At 64.5% G+C, this 25,919-nt stretch carries 23 protein-coding genes; 5 read left to right on the forward strand and 18 right to left on the reverse strand.

Going from position 1 to position 25,919, the window contains the following annotated elements; genetic code table 11:
* Positions 1–23: 23 nt before the first annotated feature.
* From BMX61_RS10020 to BMX61_RS10055, 8 genes are all read right to left on the reverse strand, one after another.
* A complete protein-coding gene (locus BMX61_RS10020; protein WP_075626808.1) occupies positions 24–626 on the reverse strand; it encodes an amino acid synthesis family protein in 603 nt (200 codons plus the stop codon).
* A gap of 299 nt (positions 627–925) precedes the next feature.
* Complete coding sequence (locus BMX61_RS10025; RefSeq protein ID WP_075626807.1) at positions 926–1,618, reverse strand: GntR family transcriptional regulator; 693 nt, start codon at positions 1,616–1,618, stop codon at positions 926–928.
* 120 nt (positions 1,619–1,738) lie between these two features.
* A complete protein-coding gene (purU, locus tag BMX61_RS10030; protein WP_075626806.1) occupies positions 1,739–2,626 on the reverse strand; it encodes a formyltetrahydrofolate deformylase in 888 nt (295 codons plus the stop codon).
* Positions 2,627–2,831: 205 nt separating this feature from the next.
* Positions 2,832–4,139, reverse strand: a complete 1,308-nt coding sequence (glnT, locus tag BMX61_RS10035) for a type III glutamate--ammonia ligase (protein ID WP_075626805.1) — start codon at positions 4,137–4,139, stop codon at positions 2,832–2,834.
* A 163-nt stretch (positions 4,140–4,302) separates the two neighbouring features.
* On the reverse strand, positions 4,303–5,631 hold the full coding sequence (locus BMX61_RS10040; protein ID WP_075626804.1) for an FMN-binding glutamate synthase family protein: 1,329 nt from the start codon (positions 5,629–5,631) through the stop codon (positions 4,303–4,305).
* A 69-nt stretch (positions 5,632–5,700) separates the two neighbouring features.
* The gene (locus BMX61_RS10045) at positions 5,701–6,387 is read right to left on the reverse strand and encodes a GltB/FmdC/FwdC-like GXGXG domain-containing protein (protein ID WP_075626803.1); all 687 of its coding nucleotides are present in this window, start codon (positions 6,385–6,387) and stop codon (positions 5,701–5,703) included.
* Positions 6,388–6,464: 77 nt separating this feature from the next.
* On the reverse strand, positions 6,465–7,370 hold the full coding sequence (locus BMX61_RS10050; RefSeq protein ID WP_075626802.1) for a class II glutamine amidotransferase: 906 nt from the start codon (positions 7,368–7,370) through the stop codon (positions 6,465–6,467).
* Positions 7,371–7,454: 84 nt separating this feature from the next.
* On the reverse strand, positions 7,455–8,441 hold the full coding sequence (locus BMX61_RS10055) for a GlxA family transcriptional regulator (protein WP_407703760.1): 987 nt from the start codon (positions 8,439–8,441) through the stop codon (positions 7,455–7,457).
* A gap of 107 nt (positions 8,442–8,548) precedes the next feature.
* On the opposite strand from BMX61_RS10055, the gene BMX61_RS10060 reads away from it, so the two are divergent.
* The 5 genes from BMX61_RS10060 (at position 8,549) to BMX61_RS10080 (ending at position 14,734) form a co-directional block, all read left to right on the forward strand.
* A complete protein-coding gene (locus BMX61_RS10060) occupies positions 8,549–9,799 on the forward strand; it encodes a sarcosine oxidase subunit beta family protein (RefSeq protein ID WP_075626800.1) in 1,251 nt (416 codons plus the stop codon).
* A 52-nt stretch (positions 9,800–9,851) separates the two neighbouring features.
* Positions 9,852–10,127: a sarcosine oxidase subunit delta gene (locus BMX61_RS10065; protein ID WP_075626799.1), complete on the forward strand. Its 276-nt coding sequence runs from the start codon at positions 9,852–9,854 to the stop codon at positions 10,125–10,127.
* A complete protein-coding gene (locus BMX61_RS10070; RefSeq protein ID WP_075626798.1) occupies positions 10,124–13,090 on the forward strand; it encodes a sarcosine oxidase subunit alpha family protein in 2,967 nt (988 codons plus the stop codon). The genes BMX61_RS10065 and BMX61_RS10070 overlap by 4 nt, the downstream gene beginning before the upstream one ends.
* A gap of 8 nt (positions 13,091–13,098) precedes the next feature.
* A complete protein-coding gene (locus BMX61_RS10075) occupies positions 13,099–13,614 on the forward strand; it encodes a sarcosine oxidase subunit gamma family protein (protein WP_075626797.1) in 516 nt (171 codons plus the stop codon).
* Between the two features lie 175 nt (positions 13,615–13,789).
* On the forward strand, positions 13,790–14,734 hold the full coding sequence (locus tag BMX61_RS10080) for a 2-hydroxyacid dehydrogenase (protein WP_075626796.1): 945 nt from the start codon (positions 13,790–13,792) through the stop codon (positions 14,732–14,734).
* Here the strand turns inward: BMX61_RS10080 and arsC are convergent, their stop codons facing one another.
* The 10 genes from arsC to BMX61_RS10125 form a co-directional block, all read right to left on the reverse strand.
* A complete protein-coding gene (gene arsC / locus BMX61_RS10085) occupies positions 14,735–15,163 on the reverse strand; it encodes an arsenate reductase (glutaredoxin) (protein ID WP_075626795.1) in 429 nt (142 codons plus the stop codon). It lies immediately after the preceding gene.
* 74 nt (positions 15,164–15,237) lie between these two features.
* A complete protein-coding gene (locus BMX61_RS10090; protein WP_083639355.1) occupies positions 15,238–16,038 on the reverse strand; it encodes a L,D-transpeptidase in 801 nt (266 codons plus the stop codon).
* 285 nt (positions 16,039–16,323) lie between these two features.
* Positions 16,324–16,452 carry a hypothetical protein gene (locus BMX61_RS25320; RefSeq protein ID WP_267890836.1) on the reverse strand — a complete coding sequence of 43 codons (129 nt, stop codon included), beginning with the start codon at positions 16,450–16,452 and terminating at the stop codon, positions 16,324–16,326.
* Positions 16,453–16,619: 167 nt separating this feature from the next.
* Positions 16,620–18,947, reverse strand: a complete 2,328-nt coding sequence (locus tag BMX61_RS10095) for a heavy metal translocating P-type ATPase (protein WP_075626794.1) — start codon at positions 18,945–18,947, stop codon at positions 16,620–16,622.
* Positions 18,948–19,033: 86 nt separating this feature from the next.
* Positions 19,034–19,966 (reverse strand): nucleoside hydrolase, encoded by a 933-nt coding sequence (locus BMX61_RS10100; protein ID WP_075626793.1) that lies wholly within the window; start codon positions 19,964–19,966, stop codon positions 19,034–19,036.
* A 15-nt stretch (positions 19,967–19,981) separates the two neighbouring features.
* Positions 19,982–21,001 carry a nucleoside hydrolase gene (locus BMX61_RS10105; protein WP_075626792.1) on the reverse strand — a complete coding sequence of 340 codons (1,020 nt, stop codon included), beginning with the start codon at positions 20,999–21,001 and terminating at the stop codon, positions 19,982–19,984.
* Between the two features lie 30 nt (positions 21,002–21,031).
* On the reverse strand, positions 21,032–22,018 hold the full coding sequence (locus BMX61_RS10110; RefSeq protein WP_075626791.1) for an ABC transporter permease: 987 nt from the start codon (positions 22,016–22,018) through the stop codon (positions 21,032–21,034).
* Complete coding sequence (locus BMX61_RS10115) at positions 22,006–23,061, reverse strand: ABC transporter permease (protein WP_075626790.1); 1,056 nt, start codon at positions 23,059–23,061, stop codon at positions 22,006–22,008. The genes BMX61_RS10110 and BMX61_RS10115 overlap by 13 nt, the downstream gene beginning before the upstream one ends.
* Positions 23,058–24,659 (reverse strand): ABC transporter ATP-binding protein, encoded by a 1,602-nt coding sequence (locus BMX61_RS10120; protein WP_075626789.1) that lies wholly within the window; start codon positions 24,657–24,659, stop codon positions 23,058–23,060. The genes BMX61_RS10115 and BMX61_RS10120 overlap by 4 nt, the downstream gene beginning before the upstream one ends.
* A gap of 183 nt (positions 24,660–24,842) precedes the next feature.
* The gene (locus tag BMX61_RS10125; protein WP_075626788.1) at positions 24,843–25,844 is read right to left on the reverse strand and encodes a BMP family lipoprotein; all 1,002 of its coding nucleotides are present in this window, start codon (positions 25,842–25,844) and stop codon (positions 24,843–24,845) included.
* Between the last annotated feature and the right edge of the window lie 75 nt (positions 25,845–25,919).

The raw sequence follows: 25,919 nt of genomic DNA on the forward strand, positions 1-25,919 counted from the left end.
CCCGCCTGCATCCTCCCGCTCCCTCAGACGCCAGCCGGATTGGCAACGTCCTGCCCCAGATCCTTGAGATCCTGGTAGCGGTCGCCAATACGGTGATGCGGACGGCCGCCAACCGAGGCGCCGAGCGCCACGACGATCTCATCGGCGGCGGGTGCATCGGGAACGGCTGTCTGGATGGTGAGATAATGCGAACGGCGGCCTTCGTCGTTCTTGTCCATCAGCGGGATCATCACGGGCGCATTGGCGGGCCCACGCGTGTTGCAGAAGGCCAGATAGGACTTGGCGCCCACGGCCTGGCGATAATGATTGCCGAAGCGCAACGTGTGGATCAGCGCCGAGGCATGCTCGATCTCACCATCGAGACCGACGACGGCAGCCTTGCCATAGGCCTCAACCGCCTCACCGGAACCAACGGCATCCAAGATCATCCGCGTCAAGAGCTCGCCGAGCACGGGCGCGGCGGCATGGATCTCCGGCTTCAGATCCTCGACAAAGCCGCGACCGGCCCAGGGATTTTTCACCACAGCGATGGCGGAGAACAGCTTCAGCGGCTGCGCGGCCGCCTTTCCACCCTCGATCAAGGTCGTTTCCACCTGAAGCAGGGTCTTGCGGATCTGGATGCTCATCGTCTCGTTCCCTTGGCTATTAGATGTTATGGTATGCCATAATATGCATCAGTCAAGCATTAAGGCGGAGGATGGCCGCAAAATCTGCAGGGAGGAAAAAGTCTTTTATATAGAGTGCCTTACCGTAAAACCTTCGGATGCTGAGGCGTTGGCACACATGTTTGAGGCGTTGGCAAGCTCGCCACCAAAAATGCCGAAAGGCACATCAGAGAGATGGCGACCGTCCCATTTCTGTTGGACGGTCGGCTTTCAAAGTAAGAAGATACTTACCTATTTGAGTCTTGCTCTATCCCGGCAAGTCAAACCTGTGACTGCGCCGACAGCACCTGTTCGGCAATGGCGCAGGCCGCGTGCACATGGTCGAGCGCGGCCTGATAGGCCGCTTCGCCATCGCCTTTCCGAATGGCGGCGACGATCCGCGCCATTTGTGCCGGCCCTTCGCTGTCGCGGTTCTTGGTCTTGATCGTCATCGAGCGCAGGTGGTTGATGCGCACCGTCAGAAGATTGACCACGCCCCAGGCGACATGGCGATCCACCTTGCCGAACAGGGTTTGGTAAAAGGCGGAGGTATGCGTGAGAACAGCCGGCATGTCGCCGCGCCCATAGCTCGCACGGATTTCAGCCAGCGAGGCCTCCAGCGCCTTTGCAATTGCCGGATCGCCTTTCTCCGCACACAGCCGCGCCGCCATGCCTTCCAGCGCGCCGCGGATTTCATAGATCTGCCGGGCTTCGTCCAGATCGAGCTGGGCCACGATCGGCCCCTTGTTCGGCTGGTTGGCGACAAGTCCTTCCGACTCCAGATGCCGGAGCACCTCGCGCACCACCGTGCGGCTGACGCCGAGCTGGGCGCAGAGATCGCGCTCCACCAGCCGGTCGCCCGGGCGGAAATAGCCGCTGACGATGGCCTCGCGCACCTTGTCGAGCGCGAGTTCGCGCAGAGTCTTGTTGGGACGCTCAACGCGAATGGCACTGTCAGGCAGGTCAAGGCTCATGGTGTCTCCCGGCGCCGGTCATGCCTGATCTAAGACCAACCGGCTTTTGGTATTATGGTGTACCAAGAAATTACCGGGCGGGACGTGCAAAAGCAAGCCGGCTTTCGACCTCGCTCTGTTTCAGCCCATGCGCTCGGAGGCATAGGAGCCGGGGCTCGGCGGGAAGACCACGGTGCGATTGCCATTGATGAAGGTGCGGTGATGGATATGGGCATGGATGGCACGCGCCAGCACCTGCGCCTCGACATCGCGGCCGATGGACACATAATCCTCGGCCGACTGCGCATGGGTGATGCGCGCCACGTCCTGCTCGATGATCGGGCCTTCATCGAGATCGGCGGTGACGTAATGGGCCGTCGCGCCGATCAGCTTCACCCCGCGCTCATAGGCCTGCTTGTAGGGATTGGCGCCCTTGAAGCTCGGCAGGAAGGAATGGTGGATGTTGATGATCCGGCCGGACATGGCCCGGCACATCTCGTCCGACAGCACCTGCATATAGCGCGCGAGCACGATCAGCTCCGTACCGCTCGCCTTGACCAGCTCCATCAGCTGGGCTTCCGCCTGCGGCTTGTTCTCCTTGGTCACCTTGATGTGGTGAAAGGGGATGTCGTGATTGACCACCAGCTTCTGGTAATCGAAGTGGTTGGAAACCACGCCGACGATCTCGATCGGCAGCGCGCCGATCTTCCAGCGGTAGAGCAGGTCGTTCAGGCAATGGCCGAAACGCGAGACCATCAGCAGCACCTTGGTGCGCTCATTGCCGCGATAAAGCTGGGCCTCCATGGCAAAGCGCGTGGCGACCTCGGTCTCGAAGCCGTCTCGGATCGCCTCGAACTCTGCCCCTTCTTCCGACAGGAAGGAGACGCGCATGAAGAACCGGCCGGTGTGAAGATCATCGAACTGCGAGCTATCGACGATGTTGCAGCCGATCTTCGCCAGATAGCCCGAGATCGCGGCCACGATCCCGCGGGTCGACTGGCAGGCAACGGTCAAGACGAAGTGCGACATCGGGCACATCCCTTAGTAGACAGAGAAATGGAAGACGAACTGGCAAAGGCCATAGGGCGGCGAGGCCGCAAGGGCAAACGCTTTTCGCCCATACCCCGGCGCCGATGAGGCCATGGCATCCACCGGTGAGGACAATGTTGAAGAAAATGCCCCGCGATAAGACGCGGGGCTAAGAGGCCGCGCGCTTCCAGCGCGGCCGGGGATGTCAGATATCGAGCGTGGTCTGCCGCTCCCATTCGGTGAACTGGGCGCAATGGGCGTTCCACTCGTCATGCTTGAGCTTGAGATAGGCAGCGGAGAACTCGGTGCCGAGCGCCTCCTGCAGCACCGTGTCGCGTTCATAGTCGCGCAGGGCATCGAGCAGGTTCAAGGGCAGACGTGGCGCATCGGTGACCGTATGGCCCTCGCGATACATGTCGATATCGTAGTGGCGGCCGGGATCGGCATTGGTGCGCAGGCCGGAGAGGCCGGCGGCGATGATGATCGCCTGCAGCAGATAGGGGTTGACCGCGCCATCGGGCAGGCGCAGCTCGAAGCGGCCGGGGCCCGGCACACGCACCATGTGGGTGCGGTTGTTGCCGGTCCAGGTTACCGTATTGGGCGCCCAGGTCGCGCCCGAGATCGTGCGCGGCGCATTGATGCGCTTGTAGGAATTGACCGTGGGATTGGTGACCGCGGCCAGCGCCGAAGCGTGTTTCATGATGCCGCCGAGGAAAGTCCGGCCCTTGGCGGAGAGGCCGAAGGGCATGCTCTTATCGGCAAAGGCATTGACCTTGCCGTCGAGATCCCAGACCGAAATATGGGCATGGCAGCCATTGCCGGTCAGTCCCTTGAAGGGCTTGGGCATGAAGGTGGCGCGCAGACCATGCTTCTCCGCCACCGATTTGACCATGAACTTGAAGAAGGAATGCTTGTCGGCCGTCTTCAGCGCGTCGTCATATTCCCAGTTCATCTCGAACTGGCCATTCGCGTCCTCATGATCGTTCTGATAGGGCTTCCAGCCGAGTTCGAGCATATGGTCGCAGATTTCGGCGATCACGTCATAGCGGCGCAGCAATGCCTGCTGGTCGTAACAGGGCTTTTCGGCCGTGTCGTAGGGGTCGGAAATCTGCGTACCATCGGGTGAAATCAGGAAGAATTCCGGCTCGACGCCGGTCTTGACGCGCAAACCCTCGGCTGCCGCTTCGTCCACCAGCCGCTTCAGCACGGTGCGCGGCGCCTGGGCGACCGGCTTGTCCTCCATCACGCAATCGGCGGCCACCCAGGCGACCTCCTTCTTCCAGGGCAGCTGGATGACGGACGCGGCATCGGGCACGGCGAAGAGATCGGGATGGGCGGGGGTCAGGTCGAGCCAGGTGGCAAAGCCGGCAAAGCCCGCGCCATCGGCCTGCATGTCGGCAATCGCCTGTGTCGGCACCAGCTTGGCGCGCTGGCCGCCGAACAGGTCGGTATAGCTGATCATGAAATATTTGATGCCGCGCTCGGCGGCGAATGCGGAGAGGTCAAGTGTCACGGCATTCCCCTTTGTCTTTTGACTTTCAGACACATGAAGAAGGGGCACGGCGCTTGATGGCCGTCTTTCGCACCTTCTGGTCCGGCCCGGCCTGCGGCACTCCCACGCCGCGCAAGACCGTGTCCGGCGCGCCCTCCCTTGCGCGCTGGCTTATGATGAAGCGTTAGAACCCACCCTTGCCGGGATACCAGCTGGTGCCGGCCAGCGGCACCTGCGCCATGGCGGCGGCCTCCATGGTCAGCGCCACAAGATCCTCGGGCTCGAGATTGTGCAGGTGGTTCTTGCCGCAGGCGCGCGCGATCGTCTGGGCTTCCAGCGTCATCACCTTGAGATAGTTGGCAAGGCGACGACCGGCGGCGACCGGGTCGAGGCGGGCTGCAAGCTCCGGGTCCTGCGTCGTAATGCCGGCGGGGTCCCGGCCCTCGTGCCAATCGTCATAGGCGCCGGCGGTCGTGCCGAGCTTGTTGTATTCCTCTTCCCATTTCGGGTCGTTGTCGCCGATGGCAACGAGCGCGGCCGTGCCGATGGCGACCGCATCGGCGCCGAGCGCCAGCGCCTTGGCGACATCGGCGCCCGAGCGGATGCCGCCGGAGACGACCAGCTGCACCTTGCGGTGCATGCCCAGATCCTGTAGCGCCTGAACGGCCGGGCGAATGCAGGCGAGCGTCGGCATGCCGACATGCTCGATGAACACGTCCTGCGTCGCCGCCGTGCCGCCCTGCATGCCGTCGAGCACGACGACATCCGCCCCGGCTTTGACCGCCAGCGCGGTGTCATAATAGGGCCTAGAGCCGCCGACCTTGATATAGATCGGCTTTTCCCAATCGGTGATTTCGCGCAGTTCGAGGATCTTGATCTCGAGATCGTCGGGGCCGGTCCAGTCGGGATGGCGGCAGGCGGAGCGCTGGTCGATGCCCTTGGGCAGGTTGCGCATGTTGGCCACCCGGTCGGAAATCTTCTGGCCGAGCAGCATGCCGCCGCCGCCGGGCTTGGCGCCCTGGCCGACCACGACTTCGATGGCGTCGGCGCGGCGCAAATCCCGAGGGTTCATGCCATAGCGCGAGGGAAGATATTGATAGACGAGCGTCTGCGAATGGCCGCGCTCTTCATCCGTCATGCCGCCATCGCCCGTGGTGGTCGAGGTGCCGGCAATCGTGGCGCCGCGGCCGAGCGCTTCCTTGGCATTGCCAGACAGTGCGCCAAAACTCATGCCGGCAATGGTGATCGGCGTTTTCAGCGTGATCGGCTTCTTGGCAAAGCGCGTGCCGAGCGTGACCGTCGTGTCGCACTTCTCGCGATAGCCTTCGAGCGGATAGCGCGAGATCGAGGCGCCGAGGAACAGGAGATCGTCGAAATGCGGCACCTTGCGCTTGGTGCCAGCCCCGCGAATGTCGTAGATGCCGGTGGCGGCAGCCCGGCGGATTTCGGCCATCGTGTGATCGTCGAAGGTCGCGGACTTGCGCGGCGGCGTATGGGGGTTGTGATAGCTCATCGTCTTGGCCTCTCGTCCCGGGCAATGTGAGGAGGAATGCGGCGCGCAGGCGCGCGCGCGGGTGCCGGCTCAGTAGGCGTCGGCGTTGTCGATATTGAAATTGTAGAGCTTGCGAGCCGAACCGTAGCGCTTGAACTCCTCAGGCTTTGCATGGGTCACGCCAGCCTTGTCGAGAAGCTCGGCCAGCTTCTCCAGATGCTCGGGCCGCATCTCCTTTTCGATGCAGTCGGCGCCGAGGCTTTTGACCGAGCCGCGCACGAAGAGCTTCGCTTCATAGAGCGAGTCGCCCAGGGCATCCCCCGCATCGCCGCAGACGATCAGATGGCCCGATTGCCCCATGAAGGCCGACATATGGCCGATCGAGCCGTGAACGACGATGTCGATGCCCTTCATCGAGATGCCGCAGCGCGAGGCCGCATTGCCCTTGATGACCAGAAGGCCGCCGCGCCCGGTGGCGCCGGCATATTGCGAGGCATCGCCCTCGATAACGACAGTGCCGGACATCATGTTCTCGGCCACGCCGGGACCGGCGGAGCCATGGACGGTGACGGTGCCGCCATCATTCATGCCGGCGCAATAATAGCCGACCGAGCCGCGCACCTCGACGGTGACGGGACTGTCGATGCCGACAGCCACCGCATGATGCCCGCGCGGATTGACCACTTCGAATTCGGTATCGTTGGCGCCGGTGGAAAGACCGTGTAGCGCGCCGTTCAGCGCCCGCAGGGGCGTGTGGGACAGGTCGAAAACAGGCATCAGATCCCCTCTTGAAGGATGCCGGCGGGCGGGCGTGAACCTCTTCCTCGCCGGGCTTTGTTTGGTCCGGTGGCCGGTCAGGCGGCCTTTTCGTGATCCCAGAAATAGACAGTGGCCGGCTCGGGCTCCCAGACCCGCGCCTCTTCGATGCCCGGCAGGTTCACCAAAGCGCGGTACTCCGAACCGAAGGCGACGTAACGGTCGGTCTCGGCCATCACGGCGGGCTTGCAGGCGATGGGATCGCGCACCACGCCGAAGCCGGACTTGGTGCCGACGACGAAGGTGAAGAAGCCATCGAGATCGTCGAGCGCGCCGGTCAGCGCCTCGCCCAGATCCTTGCCCTTGGCCATTTCGGCCGTGAGATAGGCGGCGGCGACTTCAGAATCGTTCTGCGTTTCGAAGCGCATGCCTTCGCGCACCAGCTCGCGGCGCAGATTGTTGTGGTTGGACAGCGAGCCATTATGCACCAGGCACTGGTCGGCCCCGGTGGAGAAGGGGTGCGCGCCGAGCGTCGTCACCGCGCTTTCGGTCGCCATGCGGGTATGGCCGATGCCATGCGTGCCCGACATCGCACGCACATCGAACCGGGCGACGACATCCTTGGGCAGGCCGGTTTCCTTGTAGATCTCAACGCTCTCGCCCGAGCCCATGATCCGCACATCAGGCCTGAGGCTTGCCAGCGTCTCGCGCACGGCGCCGAGCTTGTCGGCATCGCAGTCGATCACCGCATGGGTGCTCTTGACCGTCAGGCTGGCGGGGATCCCGGCCTGCGTCAGCGCCTCCGCCAGACCGTCGAAATCGACCTCGGGCTTTGCGGACTGGATCGTCACCTTCGCCTTGCCGGACGCCGCGCCGCCATAGATGGCGATGCCGGCGGAATCCGGCCCACGATCGGTCATGGTGATCAGCATGTCCGAGAGCAGCGCGCCCAGCTGCGGCTCAAGGCTCGGATCCTTCAGGAACAGTCCAACAATGCCGCACATCGGAAGTCACCTCCATTCGTTGCTGAAGGAAGGCCTATCATATGGCATGCCACAGGATCAACTATCAGGAATAAAATTTTCTTCTTAAGGCGATTGATTTTTACCGGCCTTCTGGCGCAACGCATGCGGCGACATGTCGTAGAGCTCTGAAAAGCAACGTGAAAAATGCCCCGCGCTGGAAAATCCCGTCGCATAGGCGATCTCGGCGATCGACAGCGGGCTCTGCTCGACCAGCCGCCGACCATGGGCGAGACGGATGGCGCGGTATGTGTCGAGAAAGCCTAAGCGCATGTGCTGGGCAAAGAGCCGGTCGAGATGGCGGGGGCTGATGCCGGCCAGCCGCGCCATGGTTTGGCGATCGAGCGGCTGCTCGATCGTCGCCTCCATCTTTTCGAGCACCGTCAGGAGGGCGGGATGATGGGTGCCGAATCGCTCGGCCGCCGCGCTGCGCTGGGCGGCTTCCGGCTGGGCAAGTCCCGTATGCAGATACCAGTCGCTGACCCGACGAGCGAAATCGCCGCCCATACGCTCACCGATCAGCGCATGCATCATGTCGAGCGGCGCGACGCCGCCGGCGCAGGTGATGCGGTCGCCATCCAGCACATAGCGCGCCTGGCGCGGGGCGAGATGCGGAAACGCCTCTTTCAGCAGCGCGGCATGTTCCCAATGAATGGTGAAATCGCGCCGCTCAAGCAGACCGGCGGCGGCCAGCACATAGGCGCCGCTGGAAATGCCGCCAATGCGCACGCCCTGGCGCGCCAGCCGGCGCAAGAGCGGGAAGGCCGGCTCGGCGGCGCGCCAGTCCCTCAAGCCGCCACCGACGCAAACGAACAGCGTGTGGCACGCCTCACCGCCTGCTGCCAGCGCCCTGCACGGCATGGGCAGGCCGGAGGAACTGATGACCGCCGCACCATCGACCGAGAACAGCGCGATCTCATAAAGCTCCCGCCCGGCCAGCAGGTTGGCGGCGCGCAAGGGCTCGCTTGCCGAAGCAAAGGACATCAGCGCGAAATTCGGCAGCAGAAGAAAGCCGAAGCGCTGGATATTGCGGTTGTCGGGACGCGCGTCAATTTCGCTCATGTCCCGAATTTATACTTTTCCGTCTCTTTCCTGCAATAGCCGGAGGATATCTTCCGCTAGGATCAGGGCCTGTCTGACCGGCCCCGAGGCTTCCGCGCATGCGCTATTCCGCCCTGTCCATTCTCAAGAACGGCCTGTTCGGCAACAAGGGCTGGAAGCCGGCCTGGCGCACACCCGCACCCAAGCCGCATTATGACGTCGTCATCGTCGGCGGGGGCGGACATGGGCTGGCAACCGCTTATTACCTCGCCAAGGAATTCGGTATCACCAATGTCGCCGTCGTCGAGAAGGGCTATGTCGGCTCCGGCAATGTCGGCCGCAACACCACGATCATCCGCTCCAACTATCTGCTGCCGGGCAACAATCCCTTCTACGAACTGTCGATGAAGCTCTGGGAAGGGCTGGAGCAGGACTTCAACTTCAACGCCATGGTCTCCCAGCGCGGCGTGCTAAACCTCTTTCATTCCGACGCCCAGCGCGACGCCTATACCCGGCGTGGCAATGCCATGCAGCTGCACGGTGTGGATGCCGACCTTCTCGACCGCGAGGCCGTGCGCGCCATGGTGCCCTTCCTCGACTTCGACAATGCGCGCTTCCCGATCCAGGGCGGACTGTTGCAAAAGCGCGGCGGCACGGTGCGCCATGATGCGGTGGCCTGGGGCTATGCCCGCGGCGCCGATATGCGTGGCGTCGACATCCTGCAAAATTGCGAGGTCACCGGCATTCGCCAATCGCAGGGCCGGGTTCTGGGCGTCGAGACCACACGCGGCTTCATCGCCTGCAACAAGCTGGCGCTGGCGGCCGCCGGCAATTCTTCCCGGGTCGCCGAGATGGCGGGCCTCAAGCTCCCGATGGAAAGCCATGTGCTGCAGGCCTTCGTCTCCGAGGGGCTGAAGCCCTTCATCGACGGCGTCGTCACCTTCGGCGCCGGCCATTTCTACGTCTCGCAATCCGACAAGGGCGGGCTGGTCTTCGGCGGCGATATCGACGGCTATAATTCCTATGCCCAGCGCGGCAATCTGGCGACGGTGGAGCATGTGGCCGAGGCCGGCAAGGCGATGATCCCCGCTTTGTCGCGCATCCGGGTGCTCAGGTCCTGGGGCGGGGTGATGGACATGTCGATGGATGGCTCGCCTGTTATCGACCGCACGCCGATCGACAATCTCTATCTCAATGCCGGCTGGTGCTATGGCGGCTTCAAGGCGACACCGGCATCCGGCTTCTGCTTCGCGCACCTGCTGGCGCGCGACGCGCCGCAGGCGACCGCGACGGCCTTCCGGCTCGACCGCTTCAAGCGCGGCTATCTCATCGACGAAAAGGGCCAGGGCGCCCAGCCGAACCTGCATTGATCAGAGAACATCGGTCCGACGCTCTTAACCTGCTTTCGCAAGGACAACCGACATGGCAAGCCTGATTGCCTGCCCGCATTGCGGCAGGAGACCCAAGGAAGAATTCACCATCAAGGGCGCGGCTCTCGTCCGCCCCGAGCCGGAGGCCGACGCGGATACCTGGTTCGACCATGTCTATCTGCGCGACAATCCGCGCGGTCGCTACGCGGAATTCTGGCACCACACCTCCGGCTGCCGCCGCTGGCTGGTGGTGACCCGCGATACCGCAACGCATGAGCTGGAAGAGACCCGGGACGCAGCACTCTGGCGCAGGGAGACCGCCCGATGACGAGCTATCGCCTGAACCAGGGCGGGCTGATCGACCGCGCCCAGCCGCTCTCCTTCTCCTTCGATGGCAAGCCGATGACGGGCTTTGCCGGCGATAGCCTCGCCTCGGCGCTGCTCGCCAATGGCCAGCGGCTGATGGGCCGCTCCTTCAAATATCACCGCCCTCGCGGCGTGTTGACGGCGGGCGCGGCCGAGCCCAACGCGCTGATGACGATCGGCAAGGGCGGACGCACCGAGACCAACACCCGCGCGACCATGCAGGAACTCTATGCCGGGCTCACCGCCCGCAGCCAGAACCGCTGGCCCTCGCTCGACCATGATATCGGCGCGCTGAACGGCCTGCTCTCGCCGTTCTTGAGCGCCGGCTTCTACTACAAGACCTTCATGTGGCCGGCCACATTCTGGGAGAAGCTCTACGAGCCCTTCATCCGCAAGGCGGCGGGGCTCGGCGAGGCCGCGAAGGAGAGCGATCCCGACAGGTTCGAGAAATGCTGGGCCCATTGCGATCTTCTCGTCATCGGCGCCGGTGCGACGGGTCTTGCCGCCGCGCTGACCGCCGGCCGCGCCGGCGCGCGGGTCATTCTGCTCGATGAGCAGGCGACCATCGGCGGCGGGCTTTTGTCCGAGACAGCAACCATCAGCGGCGTGCCGGCGCCACGCTTTGCCGAGACCCTCCTGGCCGAACTCGAGGCCCTGCCCAATGTCCGCGTCCTGCCCCGCACCACCGCCTTTGGCTGGTATGACGGCAATGTCTTCGGTGCGGTCGAGCGGGTGCAGAAACATCTGGCCGAACCGCTTGCAAACCGGCCGGTGGAACGCCTCTGGCGGATCATCGCCGGTCAGGCGCTGCTGGCAACGGGCGCGGAAGAGCGTCCGCTCGTGTTCGGCGGCAACGACATTCCCGGCGTGATGATGGCCAGCGCCGCGCGCAGCTACGTCAACCGCTACGCCGTCGCCCCGGCCCGGCAGATGGCCGTCTTCACCACCAATGACAGCGGTTATGCGCTGGTGCGCGATCTCGAAGCGGCCGGCGTGTCGCTTTCCGCCATCATCGACAGCCGCGCCGAGGGGGCTGCACCCGGCCTTTACAAGGGCAGCGCCCGCATCATCCCAGGCGCGGTGGTGCGCGATGCGCATGGCGGAAAGTCGCTTTCGGCCATCACCATCGCCAGCCAAGGACGCACGGAAAAGCTCGGCGTCGACGGCCTCGCCGTCTCAGGCGGCTTCAGCCCGATCGTCCATCTCGCCTGCCATCGCGGCGGCAAGCTATCCTGGTCGGATGAGAACGGGGCCTTTCTCGCCGAGGACCGCAAGGGCCTGGCGCTGGCAGGGGCCGCCGCCGGCCTCTCCGGTCTTGCCACCTGCCTGGAGGCCGGCGCGCGCACGGCTCTCGCCCTGCTCGACCAGCTCGGCATCGCCGCAACATTTGCGCCCTTCCCCGATGTCGAAGGCGATATCGTCGCGCCGGCTACCAAGCCGCTCTGGTCTATCCCCGGCATCAAGGGCAAGGCCTTTATCGACTTTCAGAACGACGTCCACCGCGCCGATCTCGGCCTTGCCGTGCGCGAGGGCTATGCCCATGTGGAACTCGCCAAGCGCTATACGACGAATGGCATGGCGACCGACCAGGGCAAGCTCTCCAATGTCAACGCCATCGGCCTGCTTGCCGAGGCGCGCGGCGTTTCGCCTGACGAGGTCGGCACCACCACCTTCCGGCCCTTCTACACGCCCGTCTCTTTTGGCGCGCTGGCGGGATCCTCCCATGGCAAGCATTTCCAGCCGGTGCGCCAGTCGCCGCTGCATGACTGGGCGAAGAAGAACGGCGCCCGCTTCGTCGAGACCGGCCTCTGGTATCGCTCCGCCTGGTTCCCGCGCGCGGGCGAAAGCACCTGGCGCGAGAGCGTCGACCGCGAGGTGCGCACCGTGCGCGAAAAGGCCGGGCTCTGCGATGTCTCCATGCTCGGCAAGATCGAGATCACCGGCAAGGACGCCGCCACCTTCCTCGACCGCGTCTATTGCAACGGCTTCGCCAACCTGCCCGTGGGCAAGGCGCGTTACGGGCTGATGCTGCGCGAGGACGGCTTCATCTATGATGACGGCACCACCAGCCGGCTCGCCGAAGACCGCTTCTTCATGACGACCACGACGGCCTATGCCGCCGGCGTTCTCAATCATCTGGAATTTTGCGCCCAGGCGCTCTGGCCGGAGCTTGACGTGCGGCTGGCCTCCGTCACCGATCAATGGGCGCAGATGGCGATAGCCGGTCCGCTGGCCCGCGCGATCCTTCAGGACATTGTCGACGCGGACATTTCCAACGAGGCCTTCCCCTTCCTTGGCGCCCGCACCGTCTCGCTCTTCAACGGTGCGCTTGCCGGCCGGCTGTTCCGCATCTCCTTCTCCGGCGAGCTTGCCTATGAGCTGGCCGTGCCCGCAGGCTATGGCGAAAGCGTTGCCGACGCATTGATGGAGATCGGAAAGCCGCACGGGATGTGCGCTTATGGCGTGGAAGCGCTCTCGGTGCTGCGCATCGAGAAGGGCCACGTTACCCATAATGAGATCAACGGCACGGTGGTGCCGGCCGATCTCGGCTTCGGCCGCATGGTCTCGACCAAGAAGGCGGACTTCATCGGCAAGCATATGCTGTCGCGCGAGGGCTTGGTGGCAGCCAACCGCCATCAGCTCGTCGGTGTCGTACCGCTCGATCCGGCAACGAGTTTTCGCACCGGCGCGCATATTCTCGCCAAGGGCGCGACGGCGACGCTGGAAAGCAGCCTTGGCCATGTCAGCTCCAGCTGCCACTCGCCGCATGTAGGCTCCACCATCGGGCTGGCTTTGGTGCGCGCCGGCGCCAGCCGGCATGGGGAGGAGGTCATGGTGTGGAACGGCTTGCGCGGCGAATATACGCCAGGCCGGCTCTGCGATCCCGTCTTTGTCGATCCCGCCCATGAGAAACTCAAGGTCTGAGGCCCGCAATGTCCCACGTCCTGCAGCATCGCCCTGCCCTTGGCCAGCGTTCGCCCATCCAGCATCCGGGCATCGCACTCGAAGCGCTTCCGGAGGGCCATGTCCTGCATCTGCTCGCCGCGCCGGAGGTCGATGCCGGAGCGTTGCAGAACGCGGCCTGCCGCCCCTTGCGCCCCGTTTCGCCGGGACAATGGTTTCTCGTCGGCGACGAAGTCCTGACGCCACAGGCCCTCGCCGATCTCGAAGCCCGCGTGAAACCCTTGGCCGATCTGGTCGATCAGGGCCACGGCCGCGTGCGCATCGCGCTCTCAGGCCCTCGCGCACGCGATGTGCTGGCCAAGGGCACGGCGGTCGATCTCGGCGATCCAGCCTTCCCCATCGGCCACGCCACCCCGACCCTCATCGGCCATATCGGCGTCCATCTCACCCGCACGGACGAGGATCGCTTCGAGCTTCTCGTCCTGCGCGGCTTTGCCCAGAACCTGTGGGACGAACTGGCTTTGATGGCGGCGGAGTATGCCTGAGCGGCGATCGGCACGACGCATGAAAGCCGCCGTCTCTGCATTCACGCAATGAAGAGTCTCCCGGAGATTTCCGGGCTTCACGGCCGCCTTGTCGGCATGCGAGAGAAGGCATGTGATCCCTTCTTCGCGCCGGACCACCCCTCCCGGTCGGGCGCTTGACCACAGGATGCCTTTCATGCCGCAGCCGATCGCCTTCGTCACCCGCATCTCTCCCGAGGAGGAGCAGGTCTGGCTTGCCGCATTGCGCCAAGCCATGCCGGGCGAGCGGATCGAAAGCCTTTCCAGCCTCACCCGGGAGGAGCGGGAAGCCGTCGAAATCGCCATCGTCGCCAATCCCGATCCGGCCGATCTGAAGCAGTTGCCAAGTCTCGTCTGGATCCACGGTCTCTGGGCCGGGGTCGAGCGGCTGGTGAGCGAGCTTGAGGATTTCGACGTGCCGATCGTCCGGCTGGTCGACCCGCAGATGAGCCACACCATGGCCGAAGCCGTGCTTGCCTGGACCTATTATCTCTTCCGCGACATGCCGGCCTATGCCCGCCAGCAGCGAGACCGCCTCTGGGCGCAGCTGGATTATAAGCGCGCCGATGAGACGACGGTCGGCCTTTTGGGCCTTGGCGCGCTGGGAACGGCGGCGGCCGGGCGGCTGAAGGAGGGCAGCTTTCGCGTGGCCGGCTGGAGCCGGACGCCGAAGGTGCTTGAGGGTGTGGAGAGTTTTTCCGGCGAAGACGGCCTGAACGCGCTGCTGGAGACGAGCGATATTCTGGTCTGCCTGGTTCCGCTGACGCCGCAGACACGCGGCCTGATCGATGCCGGCAGGCTGGCGCGGCTGAAGCCGGGCGCGAGCCTGATCAATTTCGCCCGGGGGCCGATCGTGGTGACAGCGGATCTCCTGGCGAGCCTCGACAGCGGCCATCTTGCCCATGCGGTTCTCGACGTCTTCGATCAGGAGCCGCTGCCGGCCGAAAGCCCGCTCTGGGACCGGCCCGACATCACCATCCTGCCGCATATTTCCGCGCCCACGGACCGGCGCACCGCCAGCGCCATCGTCGCCGGCAATATCGCGATCTACCGCGAGACGGGCGCCCTGCCGCCGACTGTCGACCGCGCGCGCGGCTACTGATCAGCGGCCCATCGGTCGGCCCTGCTCGTCGAGCACCGCCTCGCCATCCTCCTTGGAAAAGGCGGAGGAAAAGCCGTCCTTCGGCAGGATTTCCAGAAGCCTTTCCGAAGGCCGGCAAAGCCGGGTGCCGAGCGGGGTGATCACGAAAGGCCGGTTGATCAGGATGGGGTGGGCGAGCATGGCGTCGAGCAGGGCCTCGTCGCCAAGCGACGGATCGTCCAGTCCAAGCTCGGCATAGGGCGTCCCCTTCTCGCGCAGCGCCTCGCGCACCGTCAGCCCGGCCGCCTCGATCATCGCCACGAGTTCGTCGCGGCTCGGCGGCGTCTTGAGATAGTCGATCACGACAGGCTCGATGCCGGCATGGATGAGAAGCGCCAGCGTGTTGCGCGAGGTGCCGCAGGCCGGATTATGGTAGATCGTCGTCGTCATCGGCGCCTTCCTCTCGACAGTCGGGGTACGGTCTCTAGCCCAGAACATCGCGCGCAGGAAGGCGCAAGACAGGCTCAGAAAACCGGTTGCGACGGCTCGACGATCACTTGAGGCCCGCCGATGACCTGCGGGGCACCGAACCCGTCTGGGGCCGAGACCATCTGCGGTGCTGCCGAAAGGTCGGTTACGACGATCGGTGTGCCGTCAGGCACCCGGTCGTAGAGATCGACCACATCCTGATTGATCATCCGCACGCAGCCCGACGATACCGATTTGCCGATGGTCCACCATTCGGGCGAGCCGTGAATACGGTAGAGCGTGTCCTGGCCGTTTTGAAAAATATAGAGCGCGCGGGCGCCGAGCGGGTTCTTCAGGCCCGGCTCCATGCCGCCCGTGCCGACGCCATAAGGAGCCAGCTCCGGCTGGCGGGCAACCATTTCGATTGGCGGCGTCCAGCGCGGCCATTGCCGCTTGTATTGGATCTTGCCGCGACCGGCCCAGGCAAAGCCAGCCCGGCCGAGACCGACGCCATAGCGCATCGCCTGCCCGTTCCCCAAGGTCAGATAGAGGAAATGTCCGCCGGTATCGACCACCAGCGTGCCCGGTTGCTCGCCTGTCGGGTCCGCCACCATTTGGCGCAGGAAGCGGCTCGGGATCTTCTGATAGGGGATCGGCGGCAGCGGATAAGGCTCATCCGGCTTTGGGCCATACATGAAGGCATAGGCGCTGGTCTCAACCGGCGGCGCGACCTCGGCCACCGGAACCGGGCTTGTCTGGGTGCTGGCGCAGCCGGAGAGACCCAAAGCGGCCAGGGCACCGGAGCCGAGGAGAAAGCCCCGGCGGCTTAGCGTGTTTTGCATCAAGGACGATCTCATCTGTGCGATCCTCCCGCAGGGAAATGCGGGTTTCGGCCTCAGAACGTTCGAAGCCGGCCGGCGGTTCGGGCACCGCGGCCGATTGATCAGCGTCTGGACAGAAAGCACATAGGGCGTCTGGCGCTCACCGACCGCTCAGATGTTCGTGAGGTCTAAAATGACGCAGATGGCGCGATCGAAGCCCGAGCCTTGGAACGGGCCCGGCTGCCGCGACATAAAGCCGGCAGAAGGATGGCTTCCGCCTCCCGTCAAAGACCGTGTCGCATAGGTGCCCTCTGCAGCGGCTTATCCTGCCGGGGCTGGAACGGGTGCGGGCGTGAAAGGCGCCCAGACGGAATAGACGCCGATCAGGCCGAAGATGACGGATAGAACCACGAGCGCCATCAGCGAGAAGAAAATGAGCTTGCGTTGCATGGATGGACCTCCGGCATGGCCGAAGGAAACCGGCATGCGTCTCGATTGACGTGATTCGTCGCTGAACCATACTGCAAAGCAAAGGACGATGCAGGAGGTGGCATACCGACGCAGGCCGCCTCCTTCACGCACGCATATCCTCATTGAGCCACCGGCAGCGGCAAGCCTCAATCCGGCACGCGCAGAAGCCGAAGCGCGTTCATCGTCACCAGAACCGTCGCCCCGGTATCGGCAAGAATGGCAGGCCAGAGGCCGGTGATGCCGATCAGCGTCGTCACCAGGAAGACGGCCTTGAGGCCGAGCGCGATCGTGATGTTCTCGCCGATATTGCGCATGGTCCGGCGCGACAGCTGCACCATGCGGGCGACATCGCCAACCCGCCCATGCAGGATCGCCGCATCGGCCGTTTCCAGCGCTACGTCGGTGCCGCCGCCCATGGCCATGCCGAGATCGGCGGCGGCAAGCGCGGGCGCATCATTGATCCCGTCGCCGACCTTGCCGACCACCAGTCCCTCGCGCTTGAAGTCGCCGACGATGCGCTGCTTGTCCTCCGGCATTAGTTCCGCACGCACGTCGATGCCGAGCGTGCGGCCGATGGCATTGGCCGTGCGGGCATTGTCGCCCGTCAGCATCACCGTGCGGATGCCGAGATCGGACAGTGCCTTGAGGCCGGCTGCGGCGTCCTCGCGCGGCTCGTCGCGCATGGCGATGCCGCCGGCAAGCTGACCATCGACCACCAGAAGCGAGACCGTCTTGCCCTCATCGTTGAGCGCACTGATCTGCGCGGAGACGGCTGCCGGCACCGTAGTCTTTTCGCCCGCCGAGCGCGGCGAGCCGAGATAGACGTCGCGGCCCTCGACCCGCGCGGCCACGCCCTTGCCGCCCAATGCGTGCGCGCTTTGTGCGGATGGCAGCGCAATGCCATCCTTTTCGGCGCGTGCCAGAATGGCCAGAGCGAGCGGATGGCTGGAGCCGGTTTCCAAAGCGCCGGCAAGGCGCAGAACCTCGCGCTCGTCGCGGTCGAAGGCGAGGATGTCGGTGACATCAGGCTTGCCGCGCGTCAGCGTGCCGGTCTTGTCGAGCGCGACGAGCTGAAGCTTGCCGGCCTGTTCCAGCACCGCGCCGCCCTTCAGCAGAAGACCGCGCCGGGCACCCGCCGAGAGCGAGGCGGCAATCGCGGCCGGCGTCGAGATGACAAGCGCGCAGGGGCAGCCGATCAGGAGGATGGCCAGCGCCTTGTAGACCCATTCGCCCCAGGCTCCGCCAAAAGCAAGCGGCGGGATGAGCGCCACCAAGGCAGCCAGCGCCACGACGCCAGGCGTGTAATAGCGCGAGAAGCGATCGATGAAGCGCTCGGTCGGCGCCTTGGATTCCTGCGCCTCTTCTACTAGGCGCACGACGCGGGCAATGGTGTTGTCGGCCGCCGCCGCCGTGACCCGCACGGTCAGCGCCGCATCGCCATTGACCGTCCCGGCAAAGACTGTGTCATCGACGCCCTTGGAGACAGGCACGCTTTCACCCGTAACAGACGCTTCGTCCACGGCGCTCTGGCCCTCGACGATCACCCCATCGGCCGAAATGCGCTCGCCGGGGCGCACGAGGATCAGCGTGCCGATCTCGAGCGATTCGGCCGGCACCTCTTCCGTCTTGCCATTGGCGAGCCGCAAAGCCTTCTTCGGCACCAGAGTCGTCAGAGACTGGATGCTCGCACGCGCCCGGCCGGCCGCCACCCCTTCCAGAAGCTCGCCGACGAGGAAGAGGAACACCACGGCGGCGGCTTCTTCCGTTGCGTTGATGACGATCGCGCCGATGGCGGCGATGGTCATCAGCATCTCGATGGAAAAGGGTGTGCCGGCGAAGGCGGCAAGCACCGCACGCCGCGCGATGGGCACGAGGCCAACGGCCATGGCCAGCAGAAAGGCATAGGATGCAATCGACGGAACGAGATGGCCGATCCCATAGGCAGCCGCCAGCGCCAGCCCGGAGAAAATGGTCAGCCGTCCCTTGGCGCTCGCCCACCAGGGGCCGTTCGTCGGGCCGTGATCATGGCCATGCAGGCCCGAAACGGCCGGCGCGGCAGTGTCATGGCTATGGCTATGGCTATGATCGTGATGATCATGCCCGGCATGATCGTGGCTAGGCTGGTCATGACCGTCATGATCATGCTCCCCATGCTTATGGCCTGCATGGTCATGCGCATGCCCGGCGCAGCAGCCCGCGCCGGACGGTGTGTCCTCAACGATAACGGAACCGGCCTGCGCCCGCGCAGTCGGTGCAGCGAGGCGCACGGTTTTGTAGCCAAGCCGCGTCACTTGGCTTTCGATCGCTGGCAGGTCGGTGGTATCGCCATGGTGAATGGTCATCGTGCCCGATGTCACGGAGACGGCGACATCCGCCACGCCGGAATGCCGCCGCACCGCCGTATCGATCTTCGCCGCGCAGGAGGCGCAATCCATGCCCTCCACCCGAAATCGCGTCTGACGTTGCTCGCTCATAGGTCGCTCCCATGCTTGTCACAGCAGGTAAACCACCTCTAGTGACTAGAGAGGCAAGAGCGAAAATCCAAAAATCGCTTCTATCGTCAGGCGGGATCGCGCAGGAGGTCGAACATCAGCTTGAAGAAGCGGTCGGCATCCACCTCATAGGCGATGCGGGCATTGTCCTCCTCGCCCCGCTCCTTCCAGAAGTCCGCCACCGTCGCGCCGAAGGCATAGGTGCCGCCGAGATCGACGCCGATATGGGCCGGCCGCGTGCGCACCAGAGTGGGGTCGATCACCAGCGCCAGGGCCAGCGGATCATGCATGGCACCGCCGACACCCATGGAATTGCGGTGGAGCTTTTCATAGAAGCGCAGCCAGTCCATCACGAGGCGGCCGAGCTCGGTGTCGATGGTGGCGAGTTCCTCATATTGCGGCGTTTCGATCAGCACCTGCATGGTCACGTCGAGACCAACCATGGTGATCGGCACGCGCGCATCGAGCACGATCTTCAGCGCTTCCGGATCGCAGAAGGCGTTGAATTCGGTCGGGGTGATGATCTCGCTCTTGCGATAGAAGACGCCGCCCATCCAGATCAGCTCCTTGATCTTGGGCAGCACCTCCGGATGTTTCAGCACGAGCAGGCCGATATTACTGAGCGGGCCGGTGGCCACGACGATCATCGGCTCGGACGAAGCCGCCAGCTTCTCGGCCAGGAAATCCACCGCATGCTGCGGCACGGGATCGCGCTTCGGCATGGGCAGATAGGGAGATCCTTCCAGCCCGCTCGGCCCATCGGCCGTGCCGAGCACGAGCGGACGGGCGAGCGGACGCACGCAGCCGGCCGCCACAGGAACGTCGCCCGCGCCGATGAAATCGAGAATGCGGATGGCGTTGGAGGTGGTCTTGTCCAGTTCGGCATTGCCGCAGGTCGTGGTCACGCCCAGAAGTTCGATATCGGGCGAACGATGCGCCATCACAAGCGCGATGGCGTCATCATGGCCGGGGTCGCAGTCATAGAGGATAGGGGTCGGCATGGCAGGTCAAATCCCTCAGGCTGCGGCGCGCGCGTAGCGGGCCATGGTCGTCTTGAACATGTCGAGGAAGCGGCGGCCGTCGAGACCGGTGGCAATCCGCGTGGTCTTCGGCCCATCGCCGCCCGGCAGGATCTGGTGGCCGCGGTAGGCAACCGTCTGCCCGCGCGCCACGCCCTTTTCGAGCACCACATCCATGAACAGGGGATCCGTGGTCTTCACCAGGTCCGGCGCAATCGCCAGCGCCACCGTGATCACGTCATCCATGGGAAAGCCGACCAGGCCGAAGAATTCGCGCCAGATGTCGATATAGATCGGGAAGACATGCTGGATCATCGCGATCACCGGATTGTCGGCGCCATCGGCCAGCATGTCGGCGATATCGTCACGGGTCAGCATGCTATCGGCCACGCGATTGTCCTCGCAAATATCGAGCGGCACGAGGATCTTGTCGCAGTCGGCATTGAGCACGATGCGCGCGGCCTCCGGATCGGCCCAGATATTATATTCCGACAGCGGCGTCATATTGCCCGGCGTGGTGAAATTGCCGCCGAGCACCAGCATGTTCTTCAGGAGTTTCGGCAGCTCCGGCTCTTGCAGGATGGCCATGGCCGCGTTGGTGGTCGGGCCCGTCGTCACCAAAGTGATCTCGCCGGGATTGGCCTTCGCGGTGTCGATGATGAAATCCACGGCATGGCCCGGAGTCGCCTTGCGCTTGGGCTCGGGCGCGGGCGGATTGAAGGTCTTCAGACGGTCGCCGAAGCGCGCCGTCAGCCGCTTCTCGAAATGGACGGGCGCTTCCATGTCCGCCTTGGAATGGCCGAGGATCGGCCGCCAGGCGCCGGCATGGACGGGGATGTGATCGCGGCCGGCGAGCGACAGCGTGTTGAGCACGACGTCGGTGACCTGCTTGATCGGTCCGGCCGCGCCGGTCGTGGTGGTCACCCCTTCGAGCTGGATCTCGGGATGGGCGGCGGCGAAGAGCACGGCGAGAATGTCGTCGCCGGCGGAATCCACGTCGAGAATGATGCGCTGCATGGAAAAACCTTGAGGAAGTGAAGCTTCGGATCAGGAACGGGTGGAGGAGCTCTCGCGCTCCGGCGAGACGGAGAGCGCCCGGCGCATGGTCTCCAGCGTCTCGCGGATCGTTTTCGGCCGCGCCCGCCAGGAGAGCGCGAAGAGCGCGACCAGCGCCACTGCATAGGGCACGGCTAGCACCAGATAGGACGGGAAACCGAAGGTCTGAAGCCGCAGCGACAGCGCATCGGCAAAGCCGAACAGCAGGCAGCCGGCCAGCACCTTCAACGGATCGCCCGCGGAAAAGATCAGGATCGCCACGGCCATGAAGCCTCGGCCGGCCGACATGTTTTCCGTGAACATGGTGATGTAGCCGAGCGACATATGCGCCCCCGCCAACCCCGCCATCAGGCCGCAGAGGAGCGAGGCGGTGTAGCGCACGCGGGCGATTGAAATGCCCAAGGCCTCCGCCGCTTCGGGCTTCTCGCCGACGACGCGGATATAGAGACCGAGCCGGGTGCGCCCATAGATGAGAAGCATGGCGGGCACGGCCAGGAAAGCCACATAGACGAGCGGCGTGTAGCCGGAGATCAGCTGCGCGGCGTTGAACCCTAAGAGATCGCGCGCGCCGGGCACCTGAACCTTCGGCAGGCCGACAATGCCGCGCCCGACGATCGAGCCGCGCGTGCCGAAGATCGCCTTCATCAGCGAGATCGTCATGCCGCCGGCGAGGATATTCAGCGCAAGGCCGACCACCACCTCGTTGGCACGAAAGCTGACGACCAGAACGGCGTAGACCAGCGCGAAGACGAGCGCCGCCGCAACGCCGATCACGAGACCGCCGACCGAGGAGCCGGTATAGATCGAGCCGATGACCGCGAAGAAGGCAGCGATCAGCATCTGCCCTTCGAGACCGATATTGAAGATGCCGGCCTTGGTGGTGAAGGAGCCGCCGAGCGCGACCAGCAGGATCGGCGTGGTGGTGCGAATGGTCGCCACCAGCAGCGCGACGTTGAACAGGCTGCCTAGAACTTCCATCGGCGCTCTCCGGTACGGTCGCCACGCCGGCGCATCAGAAGATCGGCCGAGACGGCGAGGATGATCAGGGCCTGGATCACGGTGATGATCTCCCGCGAGGCCGTGGTGTCGACTTCGAGCAGCAGTGAACCGGCCCGAAGCGCGCCGAAGAACAGCGCGGTGAAGATCGTACCGATGGGCGAGCCATTGGCCAGAAGCGCGGCAATCACCCCGTCGAAGCCGAAGCCGGGGGCAAAGCCCTCCATGAAGCGGTGATGCACGCCGAGCGTTTCCACGCCGCCGGCCAGGCCGCCGACGGCCCCGGAGACGAGCAGCACGCCGAAGCCGACCTTGCGGACATTGATGCCGCCATATTCGGCGAATTTCGGCGCGGAGCCGACCATGGTGACCGCATAGCCCTTGGCCGTCCAGCGGAAGAACAAAGCGGTGGCGATGGCAAGCGCGATGCCGATCAGGAGGCCGATATTGAGCCGCGAGAAGGAGAAGAGCTCCGGCAGATAGGCGCTTTCCAGGATCGGCGGCGTTTCCGACCAGCCGCCCGGCCGCTTGAACAGGAAGATGGTGAAATAGGAGGTGAGCAGGGTCGCAATGTAATTCGCAAGGATGGTCGAGACCACCTCGTTCGTGCCGAACCGCACCCGGAAGAAGGCGGGGATCGCAACCCAGGCCGCCCCGGCGACGACCGCCAGCAGCATGGCAACAAGCACATGCAGCACGGGCGGCAGGGAGAAGGCGAAGCCGACCCAGGCGGCGGCAAAACCGCCGAGAAAGAGCTGGCCCTCGATGCCGACATTGAACATGCCGCCGCGAAGGCCGATGCAGGCGGCAATGCCGCAGATCAGGATCGGCGTCGTCTGCAACAGCGTGCCGGCGATCTTCTCGGCATCGCCAAAAGCGCCGCGCATCAGCGTCATGAACACGGCAACCGGGCTTTCGTCGATCATCAGGATGATCACGGCGCCGAGCGCGAGCGCGATGACAAAGGCAAGGGCCTGGCCGGCAAGCGTGCGCAGCAGCCCGGAGGGAAGCGGCAGGGTCTTCATCGGACCTCCTCGGATGCCGGAGGGCGGGGGAAAGCGGGGGCAGCGGCAGCACCTATCGGGTCGATGCCGGTCGAGGGATCGACAGGGGTGGCAGGATCGACGCCGGCCATCATCAGGCCGATCGCCTCCTCGTCCATGGCCTCGCCATCGACCTCGCCCATGATCCGGCCGTCGAACATCACGAGGATGCGGTCGGCAAGGGCCGCGAGTTCGTCGAGCTGGGTCGAGATCAGCAGGATGGCCCGGCCCTGGTCGCGCTGGCGCATGATCTCGTCATGGATCGCCTCCTGCGCGCCGATATCGACGCCGCGCGTCGGCTGGTCGATCAGGAGCACGTCGCCGCCGGCGGTGAACTCCCGCGCCAGAACCACCTTCTGGATATTGCCGCCTGAAAGGCTGCGCGCCGGATCCTTCGGGCCGCGCGCCCGGATGTCGAAACGCTTGATCAGCGCCCGCATCTCGGCATGTGCGGTGGCCCAGCTGAGGATGCCCCTGTGAGAAAAGGGCGCTTTATCCTGCCGGCCCATCAGCATATTGGCCGAGAGCGAGGCATTGCGGTCGACGCCGCGCACCATGCGATCTCCCGGCACATGGGCCAGGCCGCGCGCGCGGATTTGCGCCGGCGCAAGGCCGAGCACCTCTTGGCCATGCAGGCGCACGCTGCCATGGCTTGGCGGGCGCAGGCCGGAGAGCACCTCGGCGAGCTCCGTCTGGCCATTGCCCGCCACGCCGGCAATGCCGAGAATTTCGCCGGATCGAACCGTCAGCGAGGCGGATTTCAGCATGGGCAGGCGCCGGTCGTCGCGCGCCCAGAGATCGGCAATCTCCAAGGCCGCCTTGCCGTCGACCGGCCCGCGCGGGCGACGATCGAAGCTAACGTCGCGACCGACCATCAGCCGCACCAGCTCGCGCTTCGACAGAGACGTCTTCGGCCGTGTCGCCACTACCTTGCCGTCGCGCAGCACGGTGACGGTGTCGGAGACCTCCATCACCTCTTCCAGATGGTGGGAGATGAAGATCACCGTCATGCCATCATCGACGAAGCTGCGCAGCGTGGCGAAGAGGTCGCGGCTTTCCTGCGGGGTCAGAACGGCCGTCGGCTCGTCCAGAATGATGGTACGGGCATCGCGCGCCAGCACCTTGAGAATCTCGATACGCTGCTCGATGCCGACGGAGAGGCCGGCGACACGTTCACTCGGATCGACGCGCAGGCCGAATTTCTGCGAGAGCACGCGGGTGCGCTCGATCTGGGCGGCGCGGTCGATCAGCCCGTTGCGGCGGATCTCCATGCCGAGAAAGATGTTGTCGGCCACCGTCAGCGACGGCACCAGCTTGAAATGCTGGTGAACCATGCCGAGCCCCTCGGCAATCGCCACTGCCGGGCTGTCGATGACCATCGCCTTGCCATTCAGCGCGATACGCCCCTCATCCGGCTGCAACAGGCCGAAGAGAATGTTCATCAGCGTCGTCTTGCCGGCGCCGTTCTCGCCAATGATGGCGTGGATTTCGCCACGGCGCACGGCAAGATCGATGCCGCTATTGGCGGTGAAGGCGCCGAAGCGCTTGGTGATCCCTTGGAGGTCTACGGCAAGATCCATGGACGCATGCAATCCGTTCGGCACATGAATGCAGATTGTCGACAAAAAATGTCATTTTGAGGCGGCTGTCCATCCCGTAAGCCGGGAATGGCGAAAGCAGGCGGACGGAGGCTTGGCATCATCTGCTTGCTGGGCGCCGATGAAGACCGGGCAGCGACAGGCTGCCCGGTGTCGCGAAAGCGCTTACTTGGCCCTGGCGATCTTGATCTTGCCGTCGGCGACGTCCTTGTGGATCGTCTCGAGCTTGGCCTTGATCTCGGCCGGCAGCTTGGCGGCAACATCCTCGCACATCTTCACCTCGACGCCGCCGGAGGCGAGATCGAAGGTGCGGGTGCCGGGGGTAACCTTCCGGCCTTCGACCTCGTCCTTGATGATCGCATAAACCGCGACATCGCCGCGCTTGAGCATGGAGGCCAGCACATTGCCGGGCGCACTGGCGCACATGTCGATATCGACGCCGAGCGAATATTTGTCGGCCGTCGCACTGGCCTGCATCACGCCCTCGCCGGTCGGGCCGGCAACGTTATAGACGATATCGGCACCTTGGCCGTAGAGCGTCATCGCCAGTTCGCTGCCCTTGGCCGGATCGTCGAAGGTGCCGGCGAAGACGGAGTTTACCTTCACATCGGGGGCTGCATATTTGGCGCCCTGCTCATAGCCGCCGAGGAAGTTGCGGATGACGGGAATGTCGCGACCGCCGACGAAGCCGATGGCCTTGCCCTCACCGATCTTGTCGAATTTCGGCCCGAGATCCTCGACCATGCCGGCCAGCGCGCCGGCAATGAAGGAGCCCTGCTCCTCGGCGAAATTGGCGTAGATCATCGTCTTGGAATCGAGAACGCCGTCGATGAAGACGAAACGCTGGTTGGGATATTGGGCGCTGACCTTCTGCAGCGCATCCACCAGCTCCCAGCCCATCACAAAGATGAGATCGTACTGGCCGCTCTTGGCAAGATTGGCAAATTGCTCTTCATAATCGAGCGCACGGTTGCCAGTATCGACCAGCTTGAGGTCGATGCCGAAATCGGTTTTGGCCTTGTTCAGGCCGTTGACGATGGAGACGCCGAAGCCTTGGGCAAAATAGCCGGAGATGGCGGCGACATGGACTTTCTCGGCCGCGAAAGACGGCAAGGCCGATGCAGCCAGCACGACGCCGGCCGCCATAAGACGAGCGAAGAGTTTCATTGCTGTTAATCCCTCTGGTAGCCTGTTCGGCAGGTCCATCACACCGGTCTATCGAGGCGCCGATTTAATTGATGG

Source organism: Xaviernesmea oryzae, assembly GCF_900109605.1.
Taxonomy (GTDB): Bacteria; Pseudomonadota; Alphaproteobacteria; order Rhizobiales; family Rhizobiaceae; genus Xaviernesmea; species Xaviernesmea oryzae.